The sequence below is a fragment of the Methylomonas sp. 2BW1-5-20 genome (assembly GCF_052474515.1).
The window spans coordinates 121450-145725 of sequence record NZ_CP184127.1 but is presented as its reverse complement, the minus strand read 5'-3'; the positions used below and the strand labels follow the sequence as shown (position 1 = coordinate 145725).

The 24276-nt window shown below is 51.3% G+C and carries 20 protein-coding genes and 1 tRNA gene; 18 read left to right on the top strand and 3 right to left on the bottom strand.

Going from position 1 to position 24276, the window contains the following annotated elements:
• Window positions 1-12 precede the first annotated feature (12 nt).
• The 16 genes from ACH50O_RS00640 to ACH50O_RS00565 all read left to right on the top strand — a co-directional run bounded on the left by ACH50O_RS00640 (window position 13) and on the right by ACH50O_RS00565 (window position 13909).
• The gene (locus tag ACH50O_RS00640; protein WP_446810141.1) at window positions 13-3363 is read left to right on the top strand and encodes a hypothetical protein; all 3351 of its coding nucleotides are present in this window, start codon (window positions 13-15) and stop codon (window positions 3361-3363) included.
• A 57-nt stretch (window positions 3364-3420) separates the two neighbouring features.
• Complete coding sequence (locus tag ACH50O_RS00635; protein WP_446809210.1) at window positions 3421-4647, top strand: IS256 family transposase; 1227 nt, start codon at window positions 3421-3423, stop codon at window positions 4645-4647.
• A gap of 41 nt (window positions 4648-4688) precedes the next feature.
• Window positions 4689-5405, top strand: coding sequence for a hypothetical protein (locus ACH50O_RS00630; protein ID WP_446810140.1), 717 nt, complete (start codon window positions 4689-4691; stop codon window positions 5403-5405).
• A 188-nt stretch (window positions 5406-5593) separates the two neighbouring features.
• Complete coding sequence (locus ACH50O_RS00625) at window positions 5594-6349, top strand: hypothetical protein (RefSeq protein ID WP_446810139.1); 756 nt, start codon at window positions 5594-5596, stop codon at window positions 6347-6349.
• A 95-nt stretch (window positions 6350-6444) separates the two neighbouring features.
• A complete protein-coding gene (locus tag ACH50O_RS00620; protein WP_446810138.1) occupies window positions 6445-6711 on the top strand; it encodes a helix-turn-helix transcriptional regulator in 267 nt (88 codons plus the stop codon).
• 295 nt (window positions 6712-7006) lie between these two features.
• On the top strand, window positions 7007-7489 hold the full coding sequence (locus tag ACH50O_RS00615) for a hypothetical protein (protein ID WP_446810137.1): 483 nt from the start codon (window positions 7007-7009) through the stop codon (window positions 7487-7489).
• A complete protein-coding gene (locus ACH50O_RS00610; protein ID WP_446810136.1) occupies window positions 7486-7851 on the top strand; it encodes a hypothetical protein in 366 nt (121 codons plus the stop codon). The genes ACH50O_RS00615 and ACH50O_RS00610 overlap by 4 nt, the downstream gene beginning before the upstream one ends.
• A 104-nt stretch (window positions 7852-7955) precedes the next feature.
• Window positions 7956-8822: a toprim domain-containing protein gene (locus ACH50O_RS00605; RefSeq protein ID WP_446810135.1), complete on the top strand. Its 867-nt coding sequence runs from the start codon at window positions 7956-7958 to the stop codon at window positions 8820-8822.
• Window positions 8822-10333: a primase-helicase family protein gene (locus tag ACH50O_RS00600; RefSeq protein WP_446810134.1), complete on the top strand. Its 1512-nt coding sequence runs from the start codon at window positions 8822-8824 to the stop codon at window positions 10331-10333. Before ACH50O_RS00605 ends, ACH50O_RS00600 begins: the two co-directional genes overlap by 1 nt.
• A complete protein-coding gene (locus tag ACH50O_RS00595) occupies window positions 10330-10686 on the top strand; it encodes a hypothetical protein (RefSeq protein ID WP_446810133.1) in 357 nt (118 codons plus the stop codon). The genes ACH50O_RS00600 and ACH50O_RS00595 overlap by 4 nt, the downstream gene beginning before the upstream one ends.
• A 70-nt stretch (window positions 10687-10756) precedes the next feature.
• Entirely contained in the window at window positions 10757-11071 is a 315-nt protein-coding gene (locus tag ACH50O_RS00590) for a hypothetical protein (RefSeq protein WP_446810132.1), read from the top strand.
• 109 nt (window positions 11072-11180) lie between these two features.
• Window positions 11181-11546, top strand: coding sequence for a hypothetical protein (locus ACH50O_RS00585; protein WP_446810131.1), 366 nt, complete (start codon window positions 11181-11183; stop codon window positions 11544-11546).
• A 76-nt stretch (window positions 11547-11622) separates the two neighbouring features.
• Complete coding sequence (locus ACH50O_RS00580; protein WP_446810130.1) at window positions 11623-11898, top strand: hypothetical protein; 276 nt, start codon at window positions 11623-11625, stop codon at window positions 11896-11898.
• A 68-nt stretch (window positions 11899-11966) separates the two neighbouring features.
• Window positions 11967-12611, top strand: a complete 645-nt coding sequence (locus ACH50O_RS00575) for a hypothetical protein (RefSeq protein ID WP_446810129.1) — start codon at window positions 11967-11969, stop codon at window positions 12609-12611.
• A 74-nt stretch (window positions 12612-12685) separates the two neighbouring features.
• Window positions 12686-13156 carry a phage integrase gene (locus ACH50O_RS00570; protein WP_446810128.1) on the top strand — a complete coding sequence of 157 codons (471 nt, stop codon included), beginning with the start codon at window positions 12686-12688 and terminating at the stop codon, window positions 13154-13156.
• 677 nt (window positions 13157-13833) lie between these two features.
• Window positions 13834-13909 (top strand) — tRNA-Gly (locus ACH50O_RS00565).
• 222 nt (window positions 13910-14131) lie between these two features.
• Here the strand turns inward: ACH50O_RS00565 and ACH50O_RS00560 are convergent.
• The 3 genes from ACH50O_RS00560 to ACH50O_RS00550 form a co-directional block, all read right to left on the bottom strand.
• The gene (locus ACH50O_RS00560; RefSeq protein WP_446810127.1) at window positions 14132-18043 is read right to left on the bottom strand and encodes a DUF3683 domain-containing protein; all 3912 of its coding nucleotides are present in this window, start codon (window positions 18041-18043) and stop codon (window positions 14132-14134) included.
• A gap of 244 nt (window positions 18044-18287) precedes the next feature.
• Window positions 18288-19499: an autotransporter outer membrane beta-barrel domain-containing protein gene (locus ACH50O_RS00555; protein WP_446810126.1), complete on the bottom strand. Its 1212-nt coding sequence runs from the start codon at window positions 19497-19499 to the stop codon at window positions 18288-18290.
• 176 nt (window positions 19500-19675) lie between these two features.
• Window positions 19676-21352 (bottom strand): serine/threonine-protein kinase, encoded by a 1677-nt coding sequence (locus tag ACH50O_RS00550; protein ID WP_446810125.1) that lies wholly within the window; start codon window positions 21350-21352, stop codon window positions 19676-19678.
• A gap of 249 nt (window positions 21353-21601) precedes the next feature.
• Here ACH50O_RS00550 and ACH50O_RS00545 point away from each other — a divergent pair, with 249 nt between their 5' ends.
• Window positions 21602-23350: an autotransporter outer membrane beta-barrel domain-containing protein gene (locus ACH50O_RS00545; RefSeq protein ID WP_446810124.1), complete on the top strand. Its 1749-nt coding sequence runs from the start codon at window positions 21602-21604 to the stop codon at window positions 23348-23350.
• A gap of 190 nt (window positions 23351-23540) precedes the next feature.
• On the top strand, window positions 23541-24254 hold the full coding sequence (locus tag ACH50O_RS00540; RefSeq protein ID WP_446810123.1) for an alpha/beta fold hydrolase: 714 nt from the start codon (window positions 23541-23543) through the stop codon (window positions 24252-24254).
• Window positions 24255-24276: the final 22 nt, after the last annotated feature.

Here is a 24276-nt window from a genome sequence, read left to right as displayed (position 1 = left end):
TTAAATACAACCATGACGATAACGCAGCTACCTAAGGGTAATGAGGCTAGAGACGCAGTTGATGCCTTACAGGGGTATGTCTATCAAATATACCAATCTGCCCTTGCATGGATCGAAATGGGGGTCGAAGAGTTCTTATTTCTTGAGGTGGCTGAGGATTATGTAGCTGTTGCCAGAGACGCTTTAAATGCAGTGCAAGTTAAAGGAACCAAACATAATGTAACCATTAATTCTGACGATATAGTCGCTTCTATTGATAGTTTTGTTGAATTACAGTTAAAAAATCCAGAACTGCAGATCAGGTTGCGCCACCTGACTACCTCAATGATAGCGAAAGAAAAATCTAAAGACCATCGCATCGGCGATACTCCAACCTTAGAGACATGGAGAAAGCTAGCTAAAGCCGGGGATATACAACCCCTTCGGAATATACTTGAAATATCCAAGCTTTCACAGCAAACCAAGATCTACATCCAGAACTTGGATGACACAGAATTTAGAGAGCAATTTCTAAAAAGAATTCACTTTGATTGCGGAGCGCTAGAATCAAGATTTTTATTATCACAGTTGAAAAGCAAGCTTTTCGCACTAATTAGGGGGCGAGGGGGTGTTCATTCACAAGTTGACGCCTGTTTGAACAATATTCTGATAACTCTATTAGTCAAGGCAACGCAAAGTGAAAAGGAACAAAGATCTGTCGATAAATGCTCTTTAGAAAAGTTACTAGATGAAGCAACTCAAATTCCAATCAATCGTGCGCATTTCGACATACAAAGCCAACTCATAAACAAAATTCTTGCAGAATCGGCTTACAAAACTACAGATCTTCAGTTCAAAAGAATTGCAGAACCACGGCCTATTGATGAGGTACCCTTGCCGTCGGCAATAGCTAGTCGGACTATCCTAATAAACAATATCGTGTCCGCATTGACCCAATATGGATTTAGTTGGGTGTATGGAGCTTCAGGCGTCGGAAAGACTGTTGGCGCCAAAATGGCTGCTAGGCAAATAGGCGGTGATTGGGGAACTATCAACCTAAGGGGGCTCAACGAAGAGCAGGTGGGATTAGTTCTTTCAGACGCCATAGACTGGGTAACCGAGCGATCAATTACTGGTTTCCTAATTGACGACTTTGAATGCCGAATCGAACCACACATAAATGAAAAACTCTTGATCTTGAAATCGGTATGTGACCGAACAGACTCTCTTCTATTGTTTACTGCTCCAAGGTCACCAGGTCAGGACTTTTTATTTTATGCCGGCCTTCAAACAATAATTGAAATTAAGTTTGCTGAATTCACTGAATCTGACATACAAGAAATACTAGTTGGGCTTGGAATTAATAATGCAAACTGGGTGAATTACATCCGCATTCTTTCAGGAGGGGGGCATCCACAGCTTGCCATTGCTGCAATTCAAAGCATGCAAAGTAGCGGTTGGAATGTTAGTGAATTTAGCACCATGGCCTCTTTGTTTGATGGAAATCCTGCAGTTGAGCAAGTCCGCATGCGCACTAGAGAAAGACTGTTGAATGAATTGCCAGAAAACGGCCGGAGATTACTAGAACGACTATCCCTTAAGTCTGGTAGTTTTAGTCGGAGCTTTGTATTGGATATGGCGCAAATTGCTCCGATTGTGCCTGATGGTGGGATACATTTCGATTATTTGATTGGTGCATGGGTTGATCAGCATGAGCGTGATCGGTTCGCTTTGTCGCCGCTACTCTCAAATTTAGCGATAAATACATTGACTGATGAACAGAAACGCAAAGTCAACTTTGAAATTGCAAATTCGCTTACTAAGGGAAATTCATTAAACCCAATAGATGCAAATTCGGCGCTTATTGCAGCAATAATCGGAAAAAATACTAAAGTTATTGTCATTCATTGTTTAGCAGTACTTGGAGCGGACCAAAAACAATTAGAGATGATAGCCCCATATCTCATAATATTTACCTTGATTAGATCGGACACCATTGCATTTGAAGATGATCCGTATGTTAGCCTAATGTTTCGTGGTGCACAGTTACTTCTTCTTTGCCATGAAGAGAAAACAAACGAGAAATTTCAAGATGTCCTAGAAAGCTTCGAAGCTGATAGTAATCGCGTTGACGATGTATTAAAAAGGAACTTAACCGCTCTGATGGTTTACAGCAAATTATTGAGTACAACATCAAAATTTGGAGCAATTCCTAATTTTTTTTATATTATTCTTAAACTGAATATTTTGCTGGAAAATAAACAGAACTTTCTTCCCTCTACAGAATTTGAAAATATCGCACCACAGGAATTAAACGGTATTTCAGTCGTTGGTTTTTTGTTTTTAAACCAAACACAGCAAATTAAAAAAATTAATGAATTGATTCCAGTTTTCGAATTCCTAAACTCCTGCAGACAAGTATTTCGTGAAAAATTATTAAATTCATTTAATGAGCTGGATATTGAAATTGACATGTTAGTCGCTGGCGCATGGCTGAAAGAGCATGCAGAAAAAACTCTCGATCCTCCGAGGCATTCAGAAATTTTTGCTCAATTGGAAATATATGCAAAATCATGGTCCCACACTAACTTGGCCGTTTGCTGCAGAAAATTCCAAGCAATCATGATTGACGAATATGGCAACGATAAAGATCGAGCACTCGCAATTCTTGATGAGGGATTATTGCTTTATGGTGAAACTAATTCGGAACTTGTGAGGGCAAAAGCTAAAGTTCACTATCGAGCAGAAGATCATCAGGGTAATCTCGAATTGTCCAAAGTATTAATTGAAAGTGATGCACCGCTCAACAGAACTGAGAAAGTTTTTCTGGGGCGTGAAGCCGCCATAAGTGCCGAAACGCAAAGTGACTTTGGCACAGCCAGAATCTATTACCTTTATGCCAGTGATGCGGCCAGAAAATGTAGTATCCCCGACATGGTGCCGATGCGTATAGGCTTGATGGCTGATGCGGCGTTGGCTAGTTGGTATTCCGGAGACCGTGAAACATGCTTACGCGATTTCATGATAGTTCTCAAAGAACTTGAGAATATCGACTCAACCAGTTCTATACGTGCGGCTCACTGTCACGCAACAATTCGTCACGTCTTACTTTGGCTTACCCAAGACGTAACGGGTAAAAAAATTCTTCTTGGCGATGGCGAAGAAACGAAGATATATCCAGGTGTTGTAAGTAATCCTGAGCCTCATCCAGAAATTCAAAAACGATACCTTGCTCCCATTGAAATGGCTTGGTACATGCTGGCCGCTGTAGAAAATGAAAGTTGCCTAGATGTCGGGATTACAAAAAATCTGACAAGCCATTTACCAAATGGGCCTGTGTTTGAGGGTGAGATATATTTAACGCCTTCTAAAATGAGGGTGTAAGAATTTTTGTGTAAACGGTCATTAGGCAGGAAACTGCCCTTACTTTGAGGAGTAACTATGACCTTACCCAAATCGATCCCAACCGACCTAATCGATACCTTATTGTCCGGCTATCAAAAACCGGAAGACCTGCTGGGCGAAAATGGCCTGCTGAAACAACTCACCAAGGCGCTGGTGGAGCGGGCTTTAGAAGCTGAAATGACCGAACATCTGGGGCATGGCAAGCATGAGTCTGTCAGTAATGCTACGGGGAATACGCGCAACGGCAAAAGCCGTAAAACGCTGAAAGGTGATTTTGGCGCATTGCCGATTGAGATTCCACGTGATCGTCATGGTCAGTTCGAGCCGCAAATCATTGGCAAACACCAATCCCGTTGGACGGGCTTTGACGACAAGATTATTTCGCTTTATGCCCGAGGGCTGACGGTCAGGGAAATCCAGAGCCATCTGGAAGAGCTGTATGGCACTGAAGTGTCGTCTAGCTTGATTTCCTCAGTGACGGACGCCGTGATTGAGGAAGTGAAAGCCTGGCAAACGCGACCGCTCGACCCGGTTTACCCCATCGTTTATCTCGATTGCATCCACGTCAAAGTGCGCGATACCGGTGCGGTGCGGGTCAAGGCCGTTTATCTGGCGATTGGAATTAACCTAAGCGGGGAAAAGGAAGTGCTGGGCTTATGGATTGCCCAAACCGAAGGTGCCAAGTTCTGGTTACAGGTGGTGACAGACCTGAAAAATCGCGGCGTCCAAGACATCTTCATCGCCTGTGTCGATGGCTTGAAAGGCTTTCCCGAAGCGATTGAAACCGTCTATCCACACACAGCCGTTCAACTGTGCATCGTGCATTTGGTCCGCAACAGCCTCAACTATGTCGGCTGGAAAATGCGCAAACAGATCGCCGCCGATCTCAAGCAGATTTACCAGTCAGCCACCGTCGCCAAGGCGGAGCAGAAGCTGGCTGAGTTCGAGGTGCAGTGGAACGAGGCCTACCCTCCCATTGCCCAAATTTGGCGACGTCATTGGGATCGGATCATCCCCTTTTTCGACTATCCGCCGGAGATACGCCGCATCATTTACACCACCAATGCCATTGAGTCGGTCAACATGAGTTTGCGGAAAATCACCAAGAATCGCGGTTCATTTCCCAGTGATGAAGCCTTGTCGAAATTGTTCTATTTGGCCCTGATGAATATCAGTAAAAAATGGACCATGCCTTTGCATGACTGGAAAGCCGCGTTGAATCGGTTTAGCATTCAGTTTGAAGACAGGATGCACAATCGATAATTAAATCCCGTTTACACAAAATTCAGGACACCCTCTCTAAAATGCATAAAGCATTCACTTTACTGGATACCCAGCTTTTCATTTCTGCCTTGAAGGAAACTGTAGCATCTTTAGCTTATGCTCGCAGCCGGGGTCTAAGCAATAGCTTTAACCCGTATAACATGACTTATGGCTCGATTCCGGCTCCAACGTTTGAACAAGAGTTAGAACTATCTGATCTTGCGGAAATGCTTTTACTTTGCTTTGGTTGCAATTGCATTTTTGCAGAAAACATTCTGGCCTTAGATCAGCTAGTTAAGTCCTTAGAAATAGCCCAAGGGTTTAAAATTCGAAACGAATTTCTGAATTCATTCAAAGGATACTCTCCCGCTATCGACTTCAACACTTCATTGGCGGAACTTATGACGATTCACCGGCAAGCAAGTGAAAATACAGTTACACCATCGCCGAGACAGGTTTTTGAATTGGTATTTAAAGTCCTTCAAATCGCCGGCACTACAAACAGCCTTAAAGTGATAGTTAAACCGGCTTTCGAATGGTTAAGTGCGAAGTGGATTTTTATTTTGGATCACCAACGTTTTTTACTTAGAACACCTTCGTTTTATGAAAAGTCGATTACGCAAGCGTGCACCGGAGAAGCGGGTTCATATCTTGAAAAAATAATTGTCTTGTTAGAAGTGGTGATTCCGGCGCTGGGATTAAGCAAAGAAAATCAATTTATTGCGATATTGAAAGATATAAGATCAACACAACTTTGAATGCTGGCTTTCATGACTTGAAACGCATATCGAACGATTCTAGAAGTATTTTCTTTCAGAACAGAAAATAATAACTTTCTATTGGTTATAATTTAATCAACCGGATAGCCCGACGGGGCAACAAGCGGGTTTCGTCAACTCGTTTCCGGTTTTCCTTATCTGACGGCATTCACTTTGACGGAGTGGGAATGGTTCTGGTTTATTTTCGCGGGCATGGCGATTGGCTTGTCGATGACGAGCAAGGCCGGCCGGTTCACTTGATTAAAGCCGAAGATAGGGGAACCTATGTCAGCTCCGGAATAGGGCTCGGTTACCACTTTTACCGTCCCTGCGATCTAGTCAAAAGCGCTTTTGCATTGAGCGAAGCCGATGCGAAGCTTTTCAATATGACCGGAAGTTTATCCGGATTTAAAATCGACCGTTTAGTGCCGATCCGGCAGGACGACAGCGCGTTCACCAAGATGGTCGCCAAAGGATTATTGTCCGATGCAGATTTCGACCGGTGCTATTTTAAAATCGCTTCCAACAAATACAAACCGAGTCGCCTGCGAAGTAAACCGGAATTGGTCGAGAAAGGTAGGCTTGATTACGACCTGGTACTGTACAAACCAATTACCGATGAACCGCAATCCATTGTTCAACCTATCGACCCTTCATATCCAGCCATCCTTCAGCGAAAACCGATCACCAGAAACACCGAAGCCCTGGAAGTGATTCACGCCGCTTTGGATGCATTCGAAAGCAAATACGACAAAACGCCTACCGAAGTGGAAACCGTCGCCTATATGTTGAGCGAAGAGTTTCGACATTCTTGCATTGTCGGCCGCACAGATCGAGAACTTCGTCTAATCGGCAGAAAAATTCTCGACAAGGCAAAGATCGAGCGAATATACCGGCGCACAATATACCCGGACGCTGCAAAAGCTGACATTAAGAGCCAATAATGACCATTAAGGTACATTAACAGCCATTAGGCTGTTTTTCTTCTAGCGGTCAATAAGATGCACTCACGTTCAATAAACACGAGGAGCGCGTCTACATGGCAACTGCAACCCACAAACTACCCGAAACCGGATTCTTGCGGATCTGGGATATTGTCGGCGACAAGAAGAAGAAAACCCCGGCCTTGATTCCGGTGGGCCGGACGACGTTTTTAAACCGGGTAAAGGAAGGCATCTATCCCCAGCCGGTTAAAATCTCGGAACGGACCACCGCCTGGCGCGTTGAGGATATTCGCGGCTTGATCGACAAGATCGGCGGTAAAGTCGAAGCCGCGCCGGCCGACGGCGAGGAGCGTGCCGCATGAACCGGTTGACAGTTTCTAGGCACAAGGCTATTCTGAATCCGCTTTCGCAAAAAACGAGAGTCGGGATTTGCAACCCGTTGAGAAAAGGCGTCAAGACGCCGAATCAAGGCGTTTTTTATTGCCTCACGAAAATGGTCGCGCCCTTGGTGCGTCCAAGTATTTTGGTGGCGCGTAGCGGGCAGCCGCAAGGCTGGCCGGCTCCTTTTCCCGGTATTGCAAACCTGTTACGCGTCGCCGCCCGACGATTTGCAACGTTAGGCGGCGGTTATCAAGCCTCAGAAAAGGAATAACCGCTATGAACACCCAAGCTACGGGCAAAATCCGCCCAATCATCAGCTATAGCGATGAATCTGTAAAACTCAACGCCGCTATATCCGGCATCAACGAAATTTTCCATCGGCTGATCGAGCATTCCGCTATCGATCATTCCGCGCCGCACAATTTGTTCGTGTGCCTGGAAAGCCATGCAGAGGATTTAATCAACGTCTGCAAGGCGATCGACACCAGCGGCGGCAATCCCGCTGCCTTAATCCGCTTTAACGCTAAAAAGCGCCGGATTAAATCCTATGGAGGCGCCGCCGTACAACTCAATCAATCAGTCTCTTCAATCAATAGCATTTTCCACCTGCTGATCGAAAACGCTTTCAAGGGCATTTCGGCAAAATTCGATTTAATCGTATGCCTAACCACCGAAGCCGAACATTTGGTCAAGGTCTGCCAATACATGCAGGAAAGCGCCGACAGCACCGTTTACGGCATTGAAGGGGGGGCGGCATGAAAGCGCAACTATCCCCAAAATCCGTCGGCCGTGCCGAGCAAACTGCCACGCTGAATGCCGTTAAACCGGCCGCCGGCGCGCCGGCGATTGCGCCCGACTCTGCCCAGCAACTCAGCTTCTGGCGCGGCGAGGTAGACGACTTTATCAACGAGTTGAGCAAGCTGCGGTGCTTGTCCGGATTATTGGCCGGCCAGCAATCGGGCAGCGGCGCGATTGAGCTGTCCGAGTTGTCTTGTTTGATGGATCCGAGCATCGACCGTTTGAAAGAGATTTGCGACGGCGTCACCGAGCTGTTTTACCAAAAACAGGTGGCGTTTCTGCAAACGGCCGGCGAGCGTTCGACCAAAACCGACGCCTCTTAACGCCGACCGGGCATCCATCAAACTGCCGGTATCGCGCGGGCCGTGGCCGATCTCCGTCTGGCGATCGGCCGCCGCTGGCGACATGGCCGGCAAGGAAGCAGATCATGACGAACAACTATCAAAATATCATCGACCAATTCCGTGCCGACATGGCTAAGGCTGGGATGGTCGTTAAAGAACCGCTATTCGGCGACAGCCTATTGCATCGCGTTTATGTGGAAGGAGATAGACCCGGCAAAAAAAACGGCGCCTATATATTGCATGCGGACAATCATCCGGCCGGTTACTTCGAACACTTTCCCCAAGACCTTAAAGTCATTTGGCGGCAAGGCGATGCTTGCGGCAAGCCGCTATCTTTGGCGATGCGCCGGCAAATCGAAGCCGAACGCAAGCGGCGCCAACGGGAGCGCTGGCAACGCCAACAAGAAACCGCAGAGAAGGCCCGTTGGATATGGCAGAACGCCAAACCGGTGTTCGAGACCAAGCAACACCCTTATTTGCGGCGTAAGCGGGTAAAGCCCTACGGCATCCGCACCGGGCGCGGTTCATTGATCGTGCCGTTTTACGACGACACTCGCGTACTGGTCAATCTGCAATTCATCGACGCCGAGGGCAACAAGCGCTTTCTGGCCGGCGGCCGCAAGAAAGGCTGTTTCTCGCCGATCGGCCAACCGATGGACGGCGAACGCTTGCTGATCTGCGAAGGCTGGGCCACCGGCGCCAGTTTGCACGAAGCCTTGGGCGTGGCCGTGATGGTGGCGGCCGATGCCGGCAACCTGGAGCAAGTCGCTTTGGTGGCCAGGCGCTTGTATCCGGCGGCCGAGATCGTCATCGCCGGCGATAACGACGAAAGCGGCGTCGGCCAAACGGCGGCGAAAAAAGCCGCGTTGGCGATCGGCGGCAAGTATCTGATTCCGGCGCAAACCGGCGCCGACTGGAATGACGTGATTTCGGCGGGAGGCGCGGTCTAATGGACGCTGCCGACGACTTAAGGCAAGACTTGTTCGAAAACCTGGCCGAACAGGGCGAACTGCCGGCTATCGCGCCAGCTGCACCGTACAAAAGTACGGGGCAGACTGCCGACTTGCCCACGATGCCGCCCAAGGCCGCACTCGATTTGAACGATGCCGTCGATCCGCTGGAAGAGGATCCGGATTTATTGAACACGTTGCCGGACGGCACGGTGTTGAGTCCGGATGACATTGCGGTGTTGAAACGGATGATCAAGGACTATTGCCATGCCTTGGTCGGCGGTAAAAATGTGATCGTTGGCCAACGCTATTGCCAGGTACAAGGCCTTGTGCTGACCTTTGAGCCGTTGGGCGAATTTAAGAAAAAATTCATGCATGCGCCGTTGATTGGCGGACGCGATAACGTCGGGCGAGGACGCCCCAAAAACCCCGCTCAGGCTTGGCTGGAATGGTCTGGAAAAAATCTCAAGCTTGGCGGCGTCGGCTTTTTTCCCAATCCGAAAAAATGCCCGACCGACGTGCTCAACTTTTACCGCGGCTTGCAGGTAAAACCCAAGGCCGGCGACGTTAAACCCTACCTGGACCATTTGCGCTACGTGATTTGCGCCGGCCATGAGCCTTCCTATCACTATTTGGTGGGCTGGATGGCGCACTTGTTCCAAAAGCCGGACATCAAGCCCAGCGTGGCCGTGGTCCTTAAGTCCGTCGAAGGCACCGGCAAAGGCACCATGGCCGAACCCTTGCTGCGGATCTTGGGATCGCACGGCAACAAGACCAACGGCGCTTATGCGATCGCCGGCCGTTTTAACGGCTTGGTGGCTAATCGGTTGTTGATCTTTGCCGACGAGGTGGATTTGACCGACAAGCACGTCGCCGACCGCCTGAAAGGCATCATTTCCGAAACCACGGTGAACCTGGAACGCAAAGGCCTGGAGATCGAACCTTTGCCGAATTACTGCCGGCTGATCTTCGCCAGCAACCACGCCAGGGTATTGAGCGCCGGCATCCGCGAACGGCGATATTTGGTGTTAGAGCCTTCCGATAGTTTCGCGCAAGATCCCGGTTATTTCCGCCGGCTGTGGCATTGGATCAATCACGACGGCCCGGCCAAGCTGCTGAATTATCTGCTGATCGTCGACATCGCCGACTTCGACCCGTATCGCTGTCCGCAAACCGCCGCGTTAATCGCCGAAAAGCTGGGCAACCTGAGCGGTGTTAACCAGTTCTTTTACCACCAGATCGCCAAGGAGGAACCGTTCGACGGCCGGCTGAGGATTTTGGCTACCGAGTTGGTTGACGACTTTGTAGCCTGGAGCGCCGAGGAGGGCGAGAAAGTCTCCAAGGCGGCCGCTGCCAGTTTTACCGGACGGATGATGGCCAAGCTGGGTATCGCCGTGCACGGCCGCTCCGATCGCGGCGGCGGCAAATTCTACGAGTTACCGGAACGGGCGGTACTGGTACAGCGTTTCGCTGATTTGCTGGATATACCGCTTGAGGAGCTGGACCCATGAAATTCTGCAAACCGGCGCTTTTGCTGTACCACCTATACCACCAAATAAAAGCCGTTAATTATCAATGTATTAACTGGTATAGGTATAACTTACTTACCTATACCATAGCTATACCACCAATACCAAAAACTCGGAAAACAGCCGCTCGGTGGGGCAGCGGTTTAAAACCCATACCACTCTTTTTGGCACCTGTACCCCACCTGAAAGCCACGCCAGCCGTGGGCTTGAGGGATAGTGGTATAGGTGGTATGGCAAAAATCGCGTTTTTTTTCTTTTTTTATTTCGTCGGCGTTTTCCGCCGTTCATTCCCCTATTTGGCGATCGAGCGCGGCGCCAGGGAGGCGACCCTCTGATCGACTAAATCATCCCGTTGGACCGGCCAGGGCTTGAGGAGACAACCAACCACCGACGAGGAATAGCGATATGACAACAATTAACCCATTAGCCGAGCTTCGGCGGAAAGGCTTCGATGCCGATTTACACCAAGATCGGGTACGCGTGTGGCCCAGGCACCAGGTGACTAAAGCACTGGCCCGGTTCGTAACGTTTCATTTGGCGGAGATCGCCCAAGCGTTGCGAGTGGAAAGCAACGAGAAAATGATTAACAACGTGTTCCTTTGGGATTTGCCGGCGCCGCAGCGCACCGCGACCGGCCACCCGGACGACTCGGCGGCCGGCGAGATACCCGACTACATGAACGGCGAACGCTTTGCCGGTGTTAAAGCGGCAAACCCTTAACTAATACCCGCTACGGAGGCGAACAGCAGAAATACCGAATGCAAGGCCAGGCTTGGGAGCAGTTCCGGCTGTAAACCGGGTTTCTTAACGATTACTTTGGAGAACGAAAATGGCATTAACACCACTTCCCGTTAATTCACCGCTCACTCAGCTACGCGCGCAAGATTTCGAAGCAGAACTCGATCGAGCCCGGCTGGTGGTTTATCCGCGTCCGAAATTCAATAACACGATTCGGCAATTCGTCAGCGATAACCTGGAGTCTATCGTCAACGAATTGAATCTGGAAGGCTACTACACCAAGAACCCCGATCCGCTGGGATACCTCGCTAGAAACAACGGTGATGCTCGGCGCAACCAGGGTTGGCTTATTTGGGGACTTAACGACTCAATCAGAACGCAGCTGGGCGCCAAGCCGATCGACATGACGCTCGACAGCTTTCCGGATTCTATGAACGGCAATTTACCGCTTTCATAGTTTGGAAAAGGGCTTGAGGAGGCTGGGCCGGACAGCGCAAAGCCGGTATTTTTCAACTGAACACGAGGTAACTACCATGAACCAACTTAGTGAACATCAAAAGCAGTATCTAAAAGAAACCTTCCAAAAGGTTGTGGGCATAGCGCGCAAAATCAAATTAGGCCGTTCTATGTCATCCGAGGAAGTCGACAGCCTTCAAAAGGAAATCGACGACGTGAAAGGAACGCTTTTCATATTTAGCGACATCCATGGCAATGTCGAACACATTGAGCTTTACAAGGAAGCAGCGGATATATTGGAAAATGTGCTCAATCTGACGTCCGGCGCCCATCGATACGACCACTTGCTCTAAACCCAGCGAAGCGCTACGCGGTGCATGCCGTGTAGCGCCCCCTAGCATTCAATATTATGGTGAATAACATGTTAAACAATGAACACATCGCGACTTATCGCCGGGCAAAAGCCGACATCGACGTTTTGAACGGCCGATTGCTGGAGAAACGCCAGGCGGTTGTCGGTGCTCAACGGCAAATTGCCGATTATCGGCGAACGATCGGTGAGATTGGCGAACAGTTGCGGATCGAGGATTTAGCGTTGGAAAGCCCTTCGCGGTTACGCCGGCCCACCTTGACCGAAGAACAGTACGAGGCGCAGCGGCAAACGGCGGCGGCGTTGGAAACGAAGTTGCCGGCCCTGCAAAGTCAAATCGACCAGGCGAATCGGGAGATACAACGGCTGGATCTCGAACTGTCCGACCTGCATAACAGAATGAATTACGCGCAGGCGCAAATCGCTGTCGGCATGGTGGATCAGTCTGTTGACCAATTGATCGAAACGGCGAACGACTCGTTCAAGAATCTGGTGATGGCGTTGATCGCCAGGGAGGGTAGAAGCCAAGGCTATACCTTGGAAGAAAAGGATTTCTTTAAACGGGAAACCTCGCACTTGCTATGCGAGCTGTTGTATCAACGGGCTTTCGGCGTGGGGCCGAACGGTTACGAGATGCCCGACCTACACCACGCCACGGCGCACGTCATCGGCGTGATCGAGACCGCGCCGCATTAGCGCCGGCCACGGCAGGCCGGCGCTGTTCGGCTTGCCGTTTCAAGTTCCACGACCGATACCAGGAGGCTTACCCCATGGCAATCCATCAAGATGCTAACGGCTTTTGGCAAGTACAAATCCAGCGGAAAGGGATACCGCGTATCCGGCGGCGCGGCTTTCTATCGCGAGACGCTGCTGCCGTCTTCGAGCGCAGTTACTTGGAGAAGTACCAAGTCGCGGCGGGATCGTTGGGCGACGGCCGCTTGCTGTCCGAACTGATCGAGCTGTGGTTCGTGCGCCACGGTGCGCACTTGATCGACGGCAAACGCCAGCGCCGCCAACTGTTAGTCATGGCCACCGAGCTGAAAAACCCGGTGGCCAGCCGGCTGTCGCTGGATCAATTTGTGGCTTACCGCTATGCGAAAACCCAACGGGCCGACGCGGCCAGGCAGCGACTGTTCAACCAGGCGCACCATAGTTTGATCGCCATGTTTAACCGTCTACACAACCTGCGCGAGATCGATTACACCTCGCCGGTCTGCAACTTGGCGCTGATCGAACTGTAAACGTCCGGTCCCGGTACACCGTACTTTCTAGCCGTCGGCCAGGCGTAAATTCACTCCTCCTCGCCCGCGCGGTTTCTGCATAAAAATTTGCGTGTGAAATTAACTTTGCACCTACCCAATCCCGAAGATTGGCCGGCAAGCCGCGAAATTCGCGGGTTTAAAGGGCCATATTGGCTTCGCCGGCCGGCTTAACATATTTCATAAATTGAAACAAAAAGGCGGTTTGTGAAATAACGGGCGGTAAAATGCAAAGTCGAATTGGCCCTGTTTTTGCGCAACACATTGAATAAATTAGTATTTTTATCCGTTTCATATTTTTAGCAGCTTTTCTTCGAACGAGGCCCGTCGGGCTGGAAGGCGCGGAATATCTGCGTTCGGCGATGAAGGGAATCGCGGAAATTGGCGTAAGGCTGCATTACTCCATGTATAGGACTTGCGTCCGATCAGTCCCGATTTTCTTGGGTGCCCTATGTTCTTTTTTACGGCATCAAGAAAAGCGGTTTTTTGCTGCCGATTGTCCCTTGCCTTTTTCCGGGGTTTTATGTGAAAATGGCCGCTCTTTCGGAGGTAGCAGGGGTAACTTTTGGGGTAACTCAAATTATCGAAACCTGTAAAAGCCAGTAAAGACGCTACTTACAGAGGTTTTTGTGGTAGTGGTCGCATCCATTACTATATTTGCGGGAATAGCTCAGTTGGTAGAGCACGACCTTGCCAAGGTCGGGGTCGCGAGTTCGAGTCTCGTTTCCCGCTCCAAATTCAAAAAAAGCCGCAATTCATTGCGGCTTTTTTATTGCCTGAAAATAATTTTTCGTTACGCAATTACCGCAGCGTTTGCTAGCAGAATTTCACCAAAAACATCCATCACCCAAATAAATCGAACTCTTAGGCCCTACGGTTGCCCGACTTTAGTTACGGACTACTTGCGACGACGACAAGCCGGCTACATATCCATGCCGGCTTGATCGTCAAGTAGGCTCAGACCAAAACCCGCTCAACCCCACCTTTGGTAACTCGATCCAAATAAACACTCATCCAGTTATCGCCCAATAAGTGTTTGGCGATTTCCACGACGATATAATCGACTTCCATCTTATCGACTTCATCTTCAAACCGCTGTAAGCCCTGCATACAGGACGGGCATGAGGTCAACATCTTCACTGCGCCTTCATAGCCGTCAGCGCGTAACTTAGCCGCATCTTTTTGCAATTCTTCCGCTTTACGAAAACGAATTTGCGTGGAAATATCCGGCCGCGCCACCGCCAAAGTGCCCGACTCGCCGCAACAACGCTCGGATTTACCGACCGGCGCGCCAACCAACTGACTAACCACTTTCATCGGATCTTGCTGCTTGAATGGACTGTGGCACGGATCGTGATACAAATAGCGCTCACCGCTCACGCCTTCCAGCCGTACGCCTTTTTCCAACAGGTATTCATGAATATCGATCAGCCGGCAACCCGGAAAAATTTTCTCGAATTCGTAATCCTGCAATTGGTCCTGACAAGTACCGCAACTGACCACCACGGTTTTAATATCCAGATAATTCAGCGTATTAGCTACGCGGTGAAACAACACCCGGTTATCGGTGGTAATTTTCTGCGCCTTATCGAACTGGCCTCCGGCACGTTGCGGATAGCCGCAGCACAGATAACCGGGCGGCAATACGGTTTGCACACCAATCTCGTACAACATGGCCTGCGTCGCCAAGCCGACTTGCGAGAACAAACGCTCGGAACCGCAGCCTGGGAAATAAAACACGGCCTCGGAATCGGTGCGGGTTTTCGTATGATCGCGAATGATAGGCACGATTTGTCCGTCTTCGATGTCCAATAGCGCCCGCGCCGTTTTAGTCGGCAAATCGCCGGGCATTTTACGATTCATGAAATGAATCACCTGCTCGCGTACCGGCGGCTTGCCGACCGTGGCCGGCGGCTGCGCGATCTGCGCTTTGCTCCAAGGCTTTAACAGCGTATTGCCGATGCGCTGGACCTTGTAAGCCCAATCAATCATCGCCGTGCGCATGGCCTTAACCGTGTTCGGACTGGACGCGGAAAGAAAAGCAATCGCCATGGTTTTGGCCGGGTTAAAGCTTTGCTTGCCCATCTTGCGCAGCAAATTGCGCATATTCATCGATACGTCGCCAAAATCGATGTCCACCGGGCAAGGGTTGAAGCATTTGTGGCAAACCGTGCAATGATCGGCGACGTCCTCGAACTCCTTCCAATGGGTAATCGAAATCCCCCGTCGCGTCTGTTCTTCGTACAAAAACGCTTCGATCAATAACGAAGTCGCCAAAATCTTATTCCGCGGCGAATACAACAAGTTGGCCGCCGGTACGTGCGTCGCGCAGACCGGCTTACATTTGCCGCAGCGCAGGCAGTCCTTCACCGAATCGGAAATCGCGCCGATATCGCTTTGCTGCATGATCAGCGACTCAAAACCCATCAAACTAAACGAGGTGGTATAAGCCGAGCGTAAATCCGCACCCGGCATCAACTTGCCGCGATTGAAACGACCTTCCGGATCGATGCGGTTCTTATAGGCGTGAAAATCCGCCAATTCGTCCTCAGTCAAGAATTCGTATTTGGTGATACCGATACCGTGCTCGCCGGAAATCGCTCCACCCAGCGACCGCGCCAAAGCCATGATCCGCGCCACGGCGGCATTGGCCTCTTGCAACATTTCGTAATGATCGGAGTTGACCGGCAGGTTGGTATGTACGTTGCCGTCGCCGGCGTGCATGTGCAAGGCGACGAAAACCCGGCCGCGCAGAATTTCCTTATGCACCGCTTCCACACGTTCGACGATAGGTTTGAAGTTATCGCCCTCGAAAATCTCCCGCAGCCGCGGCAGCAACTCCTGTTTCCAAGAAACCCGCAGCGAATAATCCTGCAAGCGATGAAACAGAATCGGCTCGGCGGCGCGATTGCTCAATTCGCCGATTTGGATGCCTTTAGCCGCGAAGGCTTTTTCGGCTTCGGCCAGTGGCATATCCAGATTGTCGAAAATCCATTGCCAACGCTCTTTTACGGTGTTCACTGCATCTAAAGCCAAAGCCCGGCGCTCGTCGAGCAATTCCGCTTTGTTTACCCCCTCTTCATATGCACGCAACGGCAAATCGCCGCCCAACAGCTCCGCTAATGCCCGGCACAGGCGCAATTTATTATTCAGCGACAATTCGATATTGATACGCTCGATGCCGTCGCAATAATCGCCCATGCGCGGCAACGGGATCACCACATCTTCGTTGATTTTAAAGGCGTTGGTATGTCTGGCAATCGCCGCCGTCCGACCGCGATCCAGCCAGAATTTTTTGCGGGTTTCCGGATTGACCGCGACAAAACCCTCGGCGCCGCGTGCATTGCACAGACGCACAACTTCCGAAGCCGCCATAGCCACTTGGTTTTCGTCGTCGCCGACGATATCTCCGATCAACACCATCTTCGGCCGGCCGTGGCGCTTGGCTTTAGTGGCATAACCGACCGCCTTCACATAACGTTCGTCCAGGTGCTCCAGACCCGCCAGCATCACGCGATTGACGCCTTCCTTCGGCAGGCCGGCCAGATAGTCGCGAATCTCGACGATAGAAGGCACGGCCTCCCGTACTTGACCAAAAAACTCCAGACAAACCGTACGAGTCACCGGCGGCATTTCGTGCAGAATCCAGCGCGCGGAGGTAATAATGCCGTCGCAACCTTCTTTCTGTATGCCCGGTAGACCGCCTAGGAATTTATCGGTGACATCTTTGCCCAGACCGGTCTTGCGGAAAAAGCTGCCGGAAATTTCCAACGTTTCTTCACCTAGCAGCTGCTTGCCGCTGGCGTCGAAGCGTTTCAGCAGAAAGCCGGCTTTATCTTGCTCGTGGATTTTGCCGAGATTGTGATTCAGCCGCTCAACTTCCAGCCAATTGCCGTCGGGTGTTACCATCCGCCAAGAGGCCAGGTTGTCCAATGCGGTTCCCCACAACACGGCTTTCTTACCGCCAGCGTTCATCGCAATATTACCGCCGATACACGACGCATCGGCGGAAGTCGGATCGCAAGCGAACACCAAACCGGCTCGTTCGGCAATTTCCATTACCCGCCGCGTGACCACGCCAGCACCGGTATGAATCGTTGCATACGAACTATCCACGCCGGGCAACAGGGTTTGCCGATCAACAGCCCCCATCGCCAGCAGTTTTTCGGTATTAATTACCGCGGAGTAGGCGTTGAGCGGCACCGCACCCCCGGTGTAGCCGGTACCGCCGCCACGCGGAATAATAGTCAGACCAAGTTCGATACAGCCACGCACCAAGTGCCCCACTTCGTCTTCACTGGTGGGATACAGCACCACAAACGGATATTCCACCCGCCAATCGGTGGCGTCGGTGACATGACTGACGCGGGCAAAACCGTCGAAACTAATGTTGTCCTTGCGCGTGTATTGCGACAGCAAGCTGAGCACGCTGCGGCGCAATTGCGCGGTGCGTTCGAAATGCGCTTCGAATTCGTTTACCGCCTGATGGGCGGCGGCGATCAATTGCGCCACGCGCCCCGCCCGATCGGCGTTTTGACTCTCCAACTCCGCCTGCCGAACTTCCATCTGCCGCAAACGATGCCGCAGGGCTTGCAGCAAAGCCCGCCGCCGCTTGCCGTTGTTGAGCAAATCGTCTTCCAGATAGGGATTGCGCTGCACGGCCCAAATGTCACCCAGCACTTCGTACAACATACGCGCCGAGCGCCCGGTAACCCGCTCTTCGCGCAAGGAATCAAGCACCCACCACATATCTTCGCCCAACAGGCGAATCACGATTTCACGGTCGGAAAAAGAGGTGTAGTTATAAGGAATTTCCCGCAGTCGCGCGGGGGTTGTATCGTTGGATACGGGTAATAATTGGGAAGCCACTGGCAATCGGCGAACAGGAAGTGATAATGCGCCGAATTCTAGCATGGCGGCGAGCGATGCATGATCGAAAAATAAGCTTACGAACCGCGAAAACTCTGCACTTATATCGTGATCATTAATAAGAGCGACGGACTATCGAAAGGCACAATAAAAGGCCTTCGCTGCCGGTTAAGCATTGGATATAAAGACAAATAACACCCTGTGGCGGCTTCACCCCAAACGAGCGAGGCCGCCCATATCCAGTCTAAAACTCCAGTCTGGCGCCCAGCATCAACCTGTTACTGTCGATATGGCGATAACCCTGCAAGGTCTCGTAAGCCAGGAAGGCGGAGACGCCGCCCGGCAATACGCTGGACACCTCGGCACCGAAGGTATAGTAATCGCGGCTTGGAGCGTCATTCACTAAGGTGAACGTCGAGCCGGTGCCGTCGGCGACGAAACTGCCCGTCACTTGCCGGCGGCCATCAAGAAACTGATGATGCCACTCGCCGCGCAATTGCGGGATCAACACCCCCCAAGGAAAACTGAAGGTATAAGCCGTTTGCACCCCGACCGTGGAAATCAGCGACTCAATATTTTGTTTGGCGAATTGCACGGCGGCGGGACTGCCGGATTCGCTGTACCGATCGATATTCAAACCGGTATATTCGCCTCGCGCATAGGGCGCGACCGTTAAAGCTTGATAATTGAAATCGTAGCCGCCGCCCCAGCTGAAAGCGTATTGCTCGGCCACCGGCTTGGCTTTGGCAATTGAAGAGAGGCCGCCAAATGTAACATTGCGAGTGGTTTCATAATCCACGCCGCCATAGGACGCAGTGGCATCGATATGCAGGGCTTTGGTAATAAAGTACGAGGTATACAAACTGCCGGCATAGCTATCGCTTAGAGTTTCACCGCGTCCGGCATTGAAAACGGCGTTGCCGTGCCGGTAGTTAAAGTAGGCTCCCGTTATCCAACTATCGCTGATCCGATAATCCGCTCCGCCCATGAAATTGTGGTTATCGAATTTGAAACCCGCCAAGTTCAGCGCCGTGGTGTCGTGAGAACCGAAGCCGCTATCCACCTTACCCCAAAAACTCAATGCGGAAAAATCGGCATCGCCCGAGCCGCCGCCGATCTTAGGTTTATTGACACCGAAATAATCGTACGGCACCCCGTTTTTGCCACCGTTGATACGGGTAGCCATGGAACTCATCCCAAACACTTGATCCGGCGTCAGGCTTTGCAGATCGGAAAATCCGGATTGGCAGACATCCGGCGGACTTTCCTGCTCTTGAGAATAATAGGCGTCCTGGCAATTACTCAAAGCGCCACCCACCGACGACTGATTCGCATTGAGATTATAGTTCGGCACCGCCCACGCATAACCGGACGACATTGCCAGGAAAATCATATTGATCGACGTGGCATAGCCCAGTTTGGGAACCAGTGATAAGGTAAAGCTTGAATTGCGCATTAGCGTCTCCAGAAAATGTGTTGCCGGCATACTACATCTCACCGCCAAAACCACCAAGTTAAGTTGCATATAAATATAATGATAAATCAGATAATTACAACAATATATGAAATTAACTTTGCAAATAATCCCTTTTGGTTGATGCTTCCAACCAACAACAAACTGTTTTACTTAACCTAATTAAATCTGAGTTTTTCTCTAAGACTCAACAAACCCTTGTGCGCCGGATTGACCTCCAGCCCCTCTTGGACTTTTTTTAAGGCCTCGGACCGGTCGTTTTTTTCGTAGAACTCCCAGGCCTGTTGCTCCAGGGTATCGGCGATTTTATTGATACCGGCAATTGCCGCATTGTTATACGGATCGATTTTCAACACTTCTTGATATGCCCAAAAAGCGTTGCTGCCTGTCGGCGCGGTGAGATAACCAACGTCGAAATGAATATCCGCCAACTCCAGCAAATCCTTTATTTTCTGATTTTGCTCGGGGTTCAATTCCACGGCGACCTTCGCTACCTCGGTATTGGCGTGGTTTTCGTTCAACGTCCAATAGACATTGACACCAATCAGGCACGCCAGCAAAACACCAGACGACCAAAGTCCGTAATATACGGAAGAATGTGGGCCGATCGCCGTTAAAAACTCGTCGATACTCGCGCTGCGATCCTCTTGCCTGAAGGCCAAGCCTTTTTGCAAACCTTTCCATTGCCGGCGCTTTAATTGAGCTATCGGCTTGGGTTGCAGATTCACTTCCATGGCCTTTTCGGCCGACAAGCGGCCGAACGGATGTTTGCCGCTCAACAATTCGTAAGTAATGCAGGCCAAAGCGTAAATATCGTCACGCGGATCGGGATCGCTACTTTGCAGCTGCTCCAAACTGGCATAAGCCGGCGTCATCGCCCCGAGCGAACGCGCATTAAAAATGGTAGCGTCGTGGCCGTCTTTTTCGCTGCGGTTGATAGCGCAAGCGATACCGAAATCCAGGACTCTGATTTCGCCGTCGTCGCCGATAAATACATTGCCCGGTTTAAAGTCGGAGTGGACGATATTTTTCTTGTGCGCGTGCGCCAAGGCTTCTGCCATTGCACTTATGATAGGCCAAGCTTTCTTGAACGGTAATCCGCTGTCGACATGCTCGCGTATCAAATGGCTTAGCGGCTTACCCTGCAGGTATTCCATCGACATGAACACATGCGCGCCGTCCCGGTCGAAATCGTATACTTTGATAATATTGGGATGAGACAGGGTTTGCGCCCGCTTGGTCTCACGCTGTAAGGCCACCAAAGCCATGGGATTGAATTGAAAATCCTGGTTCAACACCTTCAAAGCCACAAACGGCTCTTTGTCCGACGCCTCCACTTTACGCAAATCGGTGGCTTTAAACACCATCCCCATGCCGCCGACCCCGAGCAACTCCTCCAGCACAAAGCGGTTTTTCAAGGTACTGCCGACGCTTAGCTCGGTCCGCGGCTGCGAAGGATCCAAACCGTGCAATAGCGATTCCGTGGTCAGCGTGGGGGTTTGCGTCGCTGGCGAGGGCGGAGTGATCGTCGCCGGTTTAGCCGGCAAGGGAGTCGACACGATACTGGTCGCATCGTCGGAAACAGTTGTATGAGCAAGCGGCGCAATCTGGGTTTCGTCGCTAACGATCCTAGTTTCGTCCTGTAACACCGAGTGCAATCCGCGATATACATCAGCCCCTAATGCACCGTTCCGGTATTCCGCTTCCAACAATTGCCGGGCAGCATCGTTAACATGATTGGGCTGGTTAGCCACATCGCGCGCAACAGCCAACAAATCTTCATATGCTATTTGCGCCTGTTGAAAAGCTTTCAATGCAAGTTCAAATCTGGACATGGCAAGCAACAGTCAAGGAAAGGCTAAGGATTTTAGCCCAAGAGCACCTTTGTGTCGCCGCAATTGGTATTGGCAATTCCAACCCGGAACATAACCGGTCGTATCCAAAACGGCAAAAATCATTGCCGTATCGAAATATTGGATACACGCCAAGCGCCGGCCCTCAACCCGATACACCTATTTAATTACTATTGCTGACATTGGCATGCACCTATAATAAGCGGTATAAATAATTTTGGATAAATGCGCATGAAGTCACTGTTTTTTTCTCAACTGTCGTATTCCAAATTTTCGGCCGGTAAATTGCGCGGTTCCGGCACACTGAAGACAAGCGCATTCCTGACGCTGGCATTAGCGTCCCCTTTTGCCATCGGTGCGGAAATTGCCAGCGGGACATTCAATATCACCAGCTCGGGCGCCGGCTCGATCGGTTATCTACCATTTTCCCTATCGGAAACCACCGCGGTGGATATTGCCACCAGCGGTCCGACGATGGACCCTTACATTTACCTACTGACAGGCACCCGCAGTTTTACGGTGAACTCATTTATTACCGAAAGCGACGACGCTTGCAACCCGATAGATTGCGGCGCTGCGGGCAGCAGTCCGGAATATAACGCCTTAATTAACGATTTCACGCTATCACCCGGCAGCTACACGGTGGCTGTAGCCAATTGGCGTTTCTCTTCACAAGAAGTCATGGCGGGATCAAAGACTAATATTTCAACCGGCAATGTGTTAGTCATAGTAGGCGACTCGAATTTGATCATCCCCGGCACGGGCACGGGTTCCGGCAGCGCCAGGCTGGTTAGCTTCGCCGGCAGCGCCGGCACCGTCGTTTCCGAATCACAAATCATCGAATCGACATCCAATACCACTGCCACCTCGCTGGCAATCAACAGTCTGTGCGCATCCGCCGATAACCTGACGGTCATAGGCAACTGCGCGGCCGTCGCCAGCCTCACCCCGGCGGCGAAAGCCGACGTCGTCGAACAAATCACGCCGGAAGAAATCAATACCATTGCCGCCACAACGGTTGCGACCTCGCGGGCGAATTTCAGCAGTGTGCTGGATCGCATCGCCGGACTGAGAGCCGGCAATGTGGGCGGCATCAACCTGGGCGGAAACCGTGTTGGCGCCGCCAGCGCCGACGAACTGCCGGAAATTTTCCAGCGCCTGGGTATTTACGGCAATATCGACGGCAGCTTCGGCAACCGGAAAAGATCGGTTAACGAGCAAGGTTACAATTTCGACAATCAAGGGGTAACGGTCGGCGCGGACTACGCCGTCACCGATAACTTGTTTGTCGGGATGGCATTTAATAACGCCCATAACAAAGCGGATTTCAGCAACCGGGCCGGGCAACTTTACACCGCGGCCTACACCGGCTCCCTGTACAGTACGTTAAACATTCAGGATTTTTACGTCGACGCGCTAGCCAGCTTCGGCGGTATCGATTACGAATCCGAGCGGACGATGAGCTTTTTCAATACCTCCGCCAAAGGCAAGACTTCCGGCATGCAATACGCGTCCAGCCTGGGCGCCGGCTACAATCATCACATTGAAAAACTGGTTGTCGGCCCCTACATGGGTTTCGATTACACCAAAACCGAAGTCGACGCTTACCGCGAATCCGGCGGCGCCAGTTTTGCCGCCCGCTACGACAAGCAGAACATCGAATCCGTACTCACCAAGGCCGGCGCCAGAATGTCTTACGCGTGGAGCCAGCCATGGGGCGTTATCGTGCCGCAAGTCAATGCCGAATGGATTCACGAGTCCAGCTATAACACCCAATACAGCGTAGTGCGCTTCGTGCAAAACGGTACCGGCTTCACCATACGTTCCGATAATCCCGACCGCGATTACATGCAACTGGGGCTAAACATGGCCGGACAATTTGCCGGCGGCATCTCGGCTTTCGTGTCGTACAACACGGTCATCGACCGGGAAAACGTTACTAACCACGCTTTTTCCAGCGGCATTAGGATGTCGTTTTAAGGATAACTCCGATGCGGCTTCAGACGCCCTGCCGCCAGAAGCCGGACTTGCTAACCCGACACACCGGAACATTACCTACGCTGTTTTCGACATGTGCCGAAACAAAAGACGATATTTCTCTATCGAACTAGGCTTGCTGCTAATACTGTCCGCTTGCAGCTCGCCGGCCGCCCGTCTACACGATCAAGCAATGCAATTCGGATTCCAAGCTGTCGAATCGGTAGCCGCCGGTTTCACGCTAACATCGTTTAAACATCTGCCAGCATCGGGCGGTAAACGCTTGCACGTATATCTGGAGGGCGACGGCCGCCCCTGGGAACGCGGGATGTTTCCCGCCGCCGACCCGACCACCCACGCATCGGTCATACTGAAACTGATGGCGTTGGACCCTTCGCCGGCGTTCTACCTGGGACGGCCTTGTTATAACGGCCATGCCGGCGATCAAGGCTGCACCCAAAACTTATGGACTGGCGCGCGCTACGGCGAGCGCGTGCTAAGGTCCATGACCCAAGCCATAATTGATTTTTGCGACGAACACGGCTACCGCGAAACTGTATTGATCGGCCACAGCGGCGGCGGCACACTGGCGTTGCTGCTGGCGGAGAGACTGCGGCAAACCGTGGCCGTGGTGACGCTGGCCGGCAATTACGACATCGATACCTGGGCCGACCACCACGGCTACCAACGCTTGAGCGAATCTTTGAATCCGGCTACCCGCAACGATACCGGCATTTCGGAATGGCACCTATTGGGCAAACGCGACAGCAATATTCCGCCGGACTTATTTCAAGAGGCGCTGCAAAGACGGCGCAACAGCCATGTGCAAGTCGTCGATGCCGATCATAGCCAGGGTTGGCAAGCCATTTGGCCGCAAATGCTGCAACGCCTGGAACAACTGCGTTAGCCGTTTGCGGACTGGCGGTTTT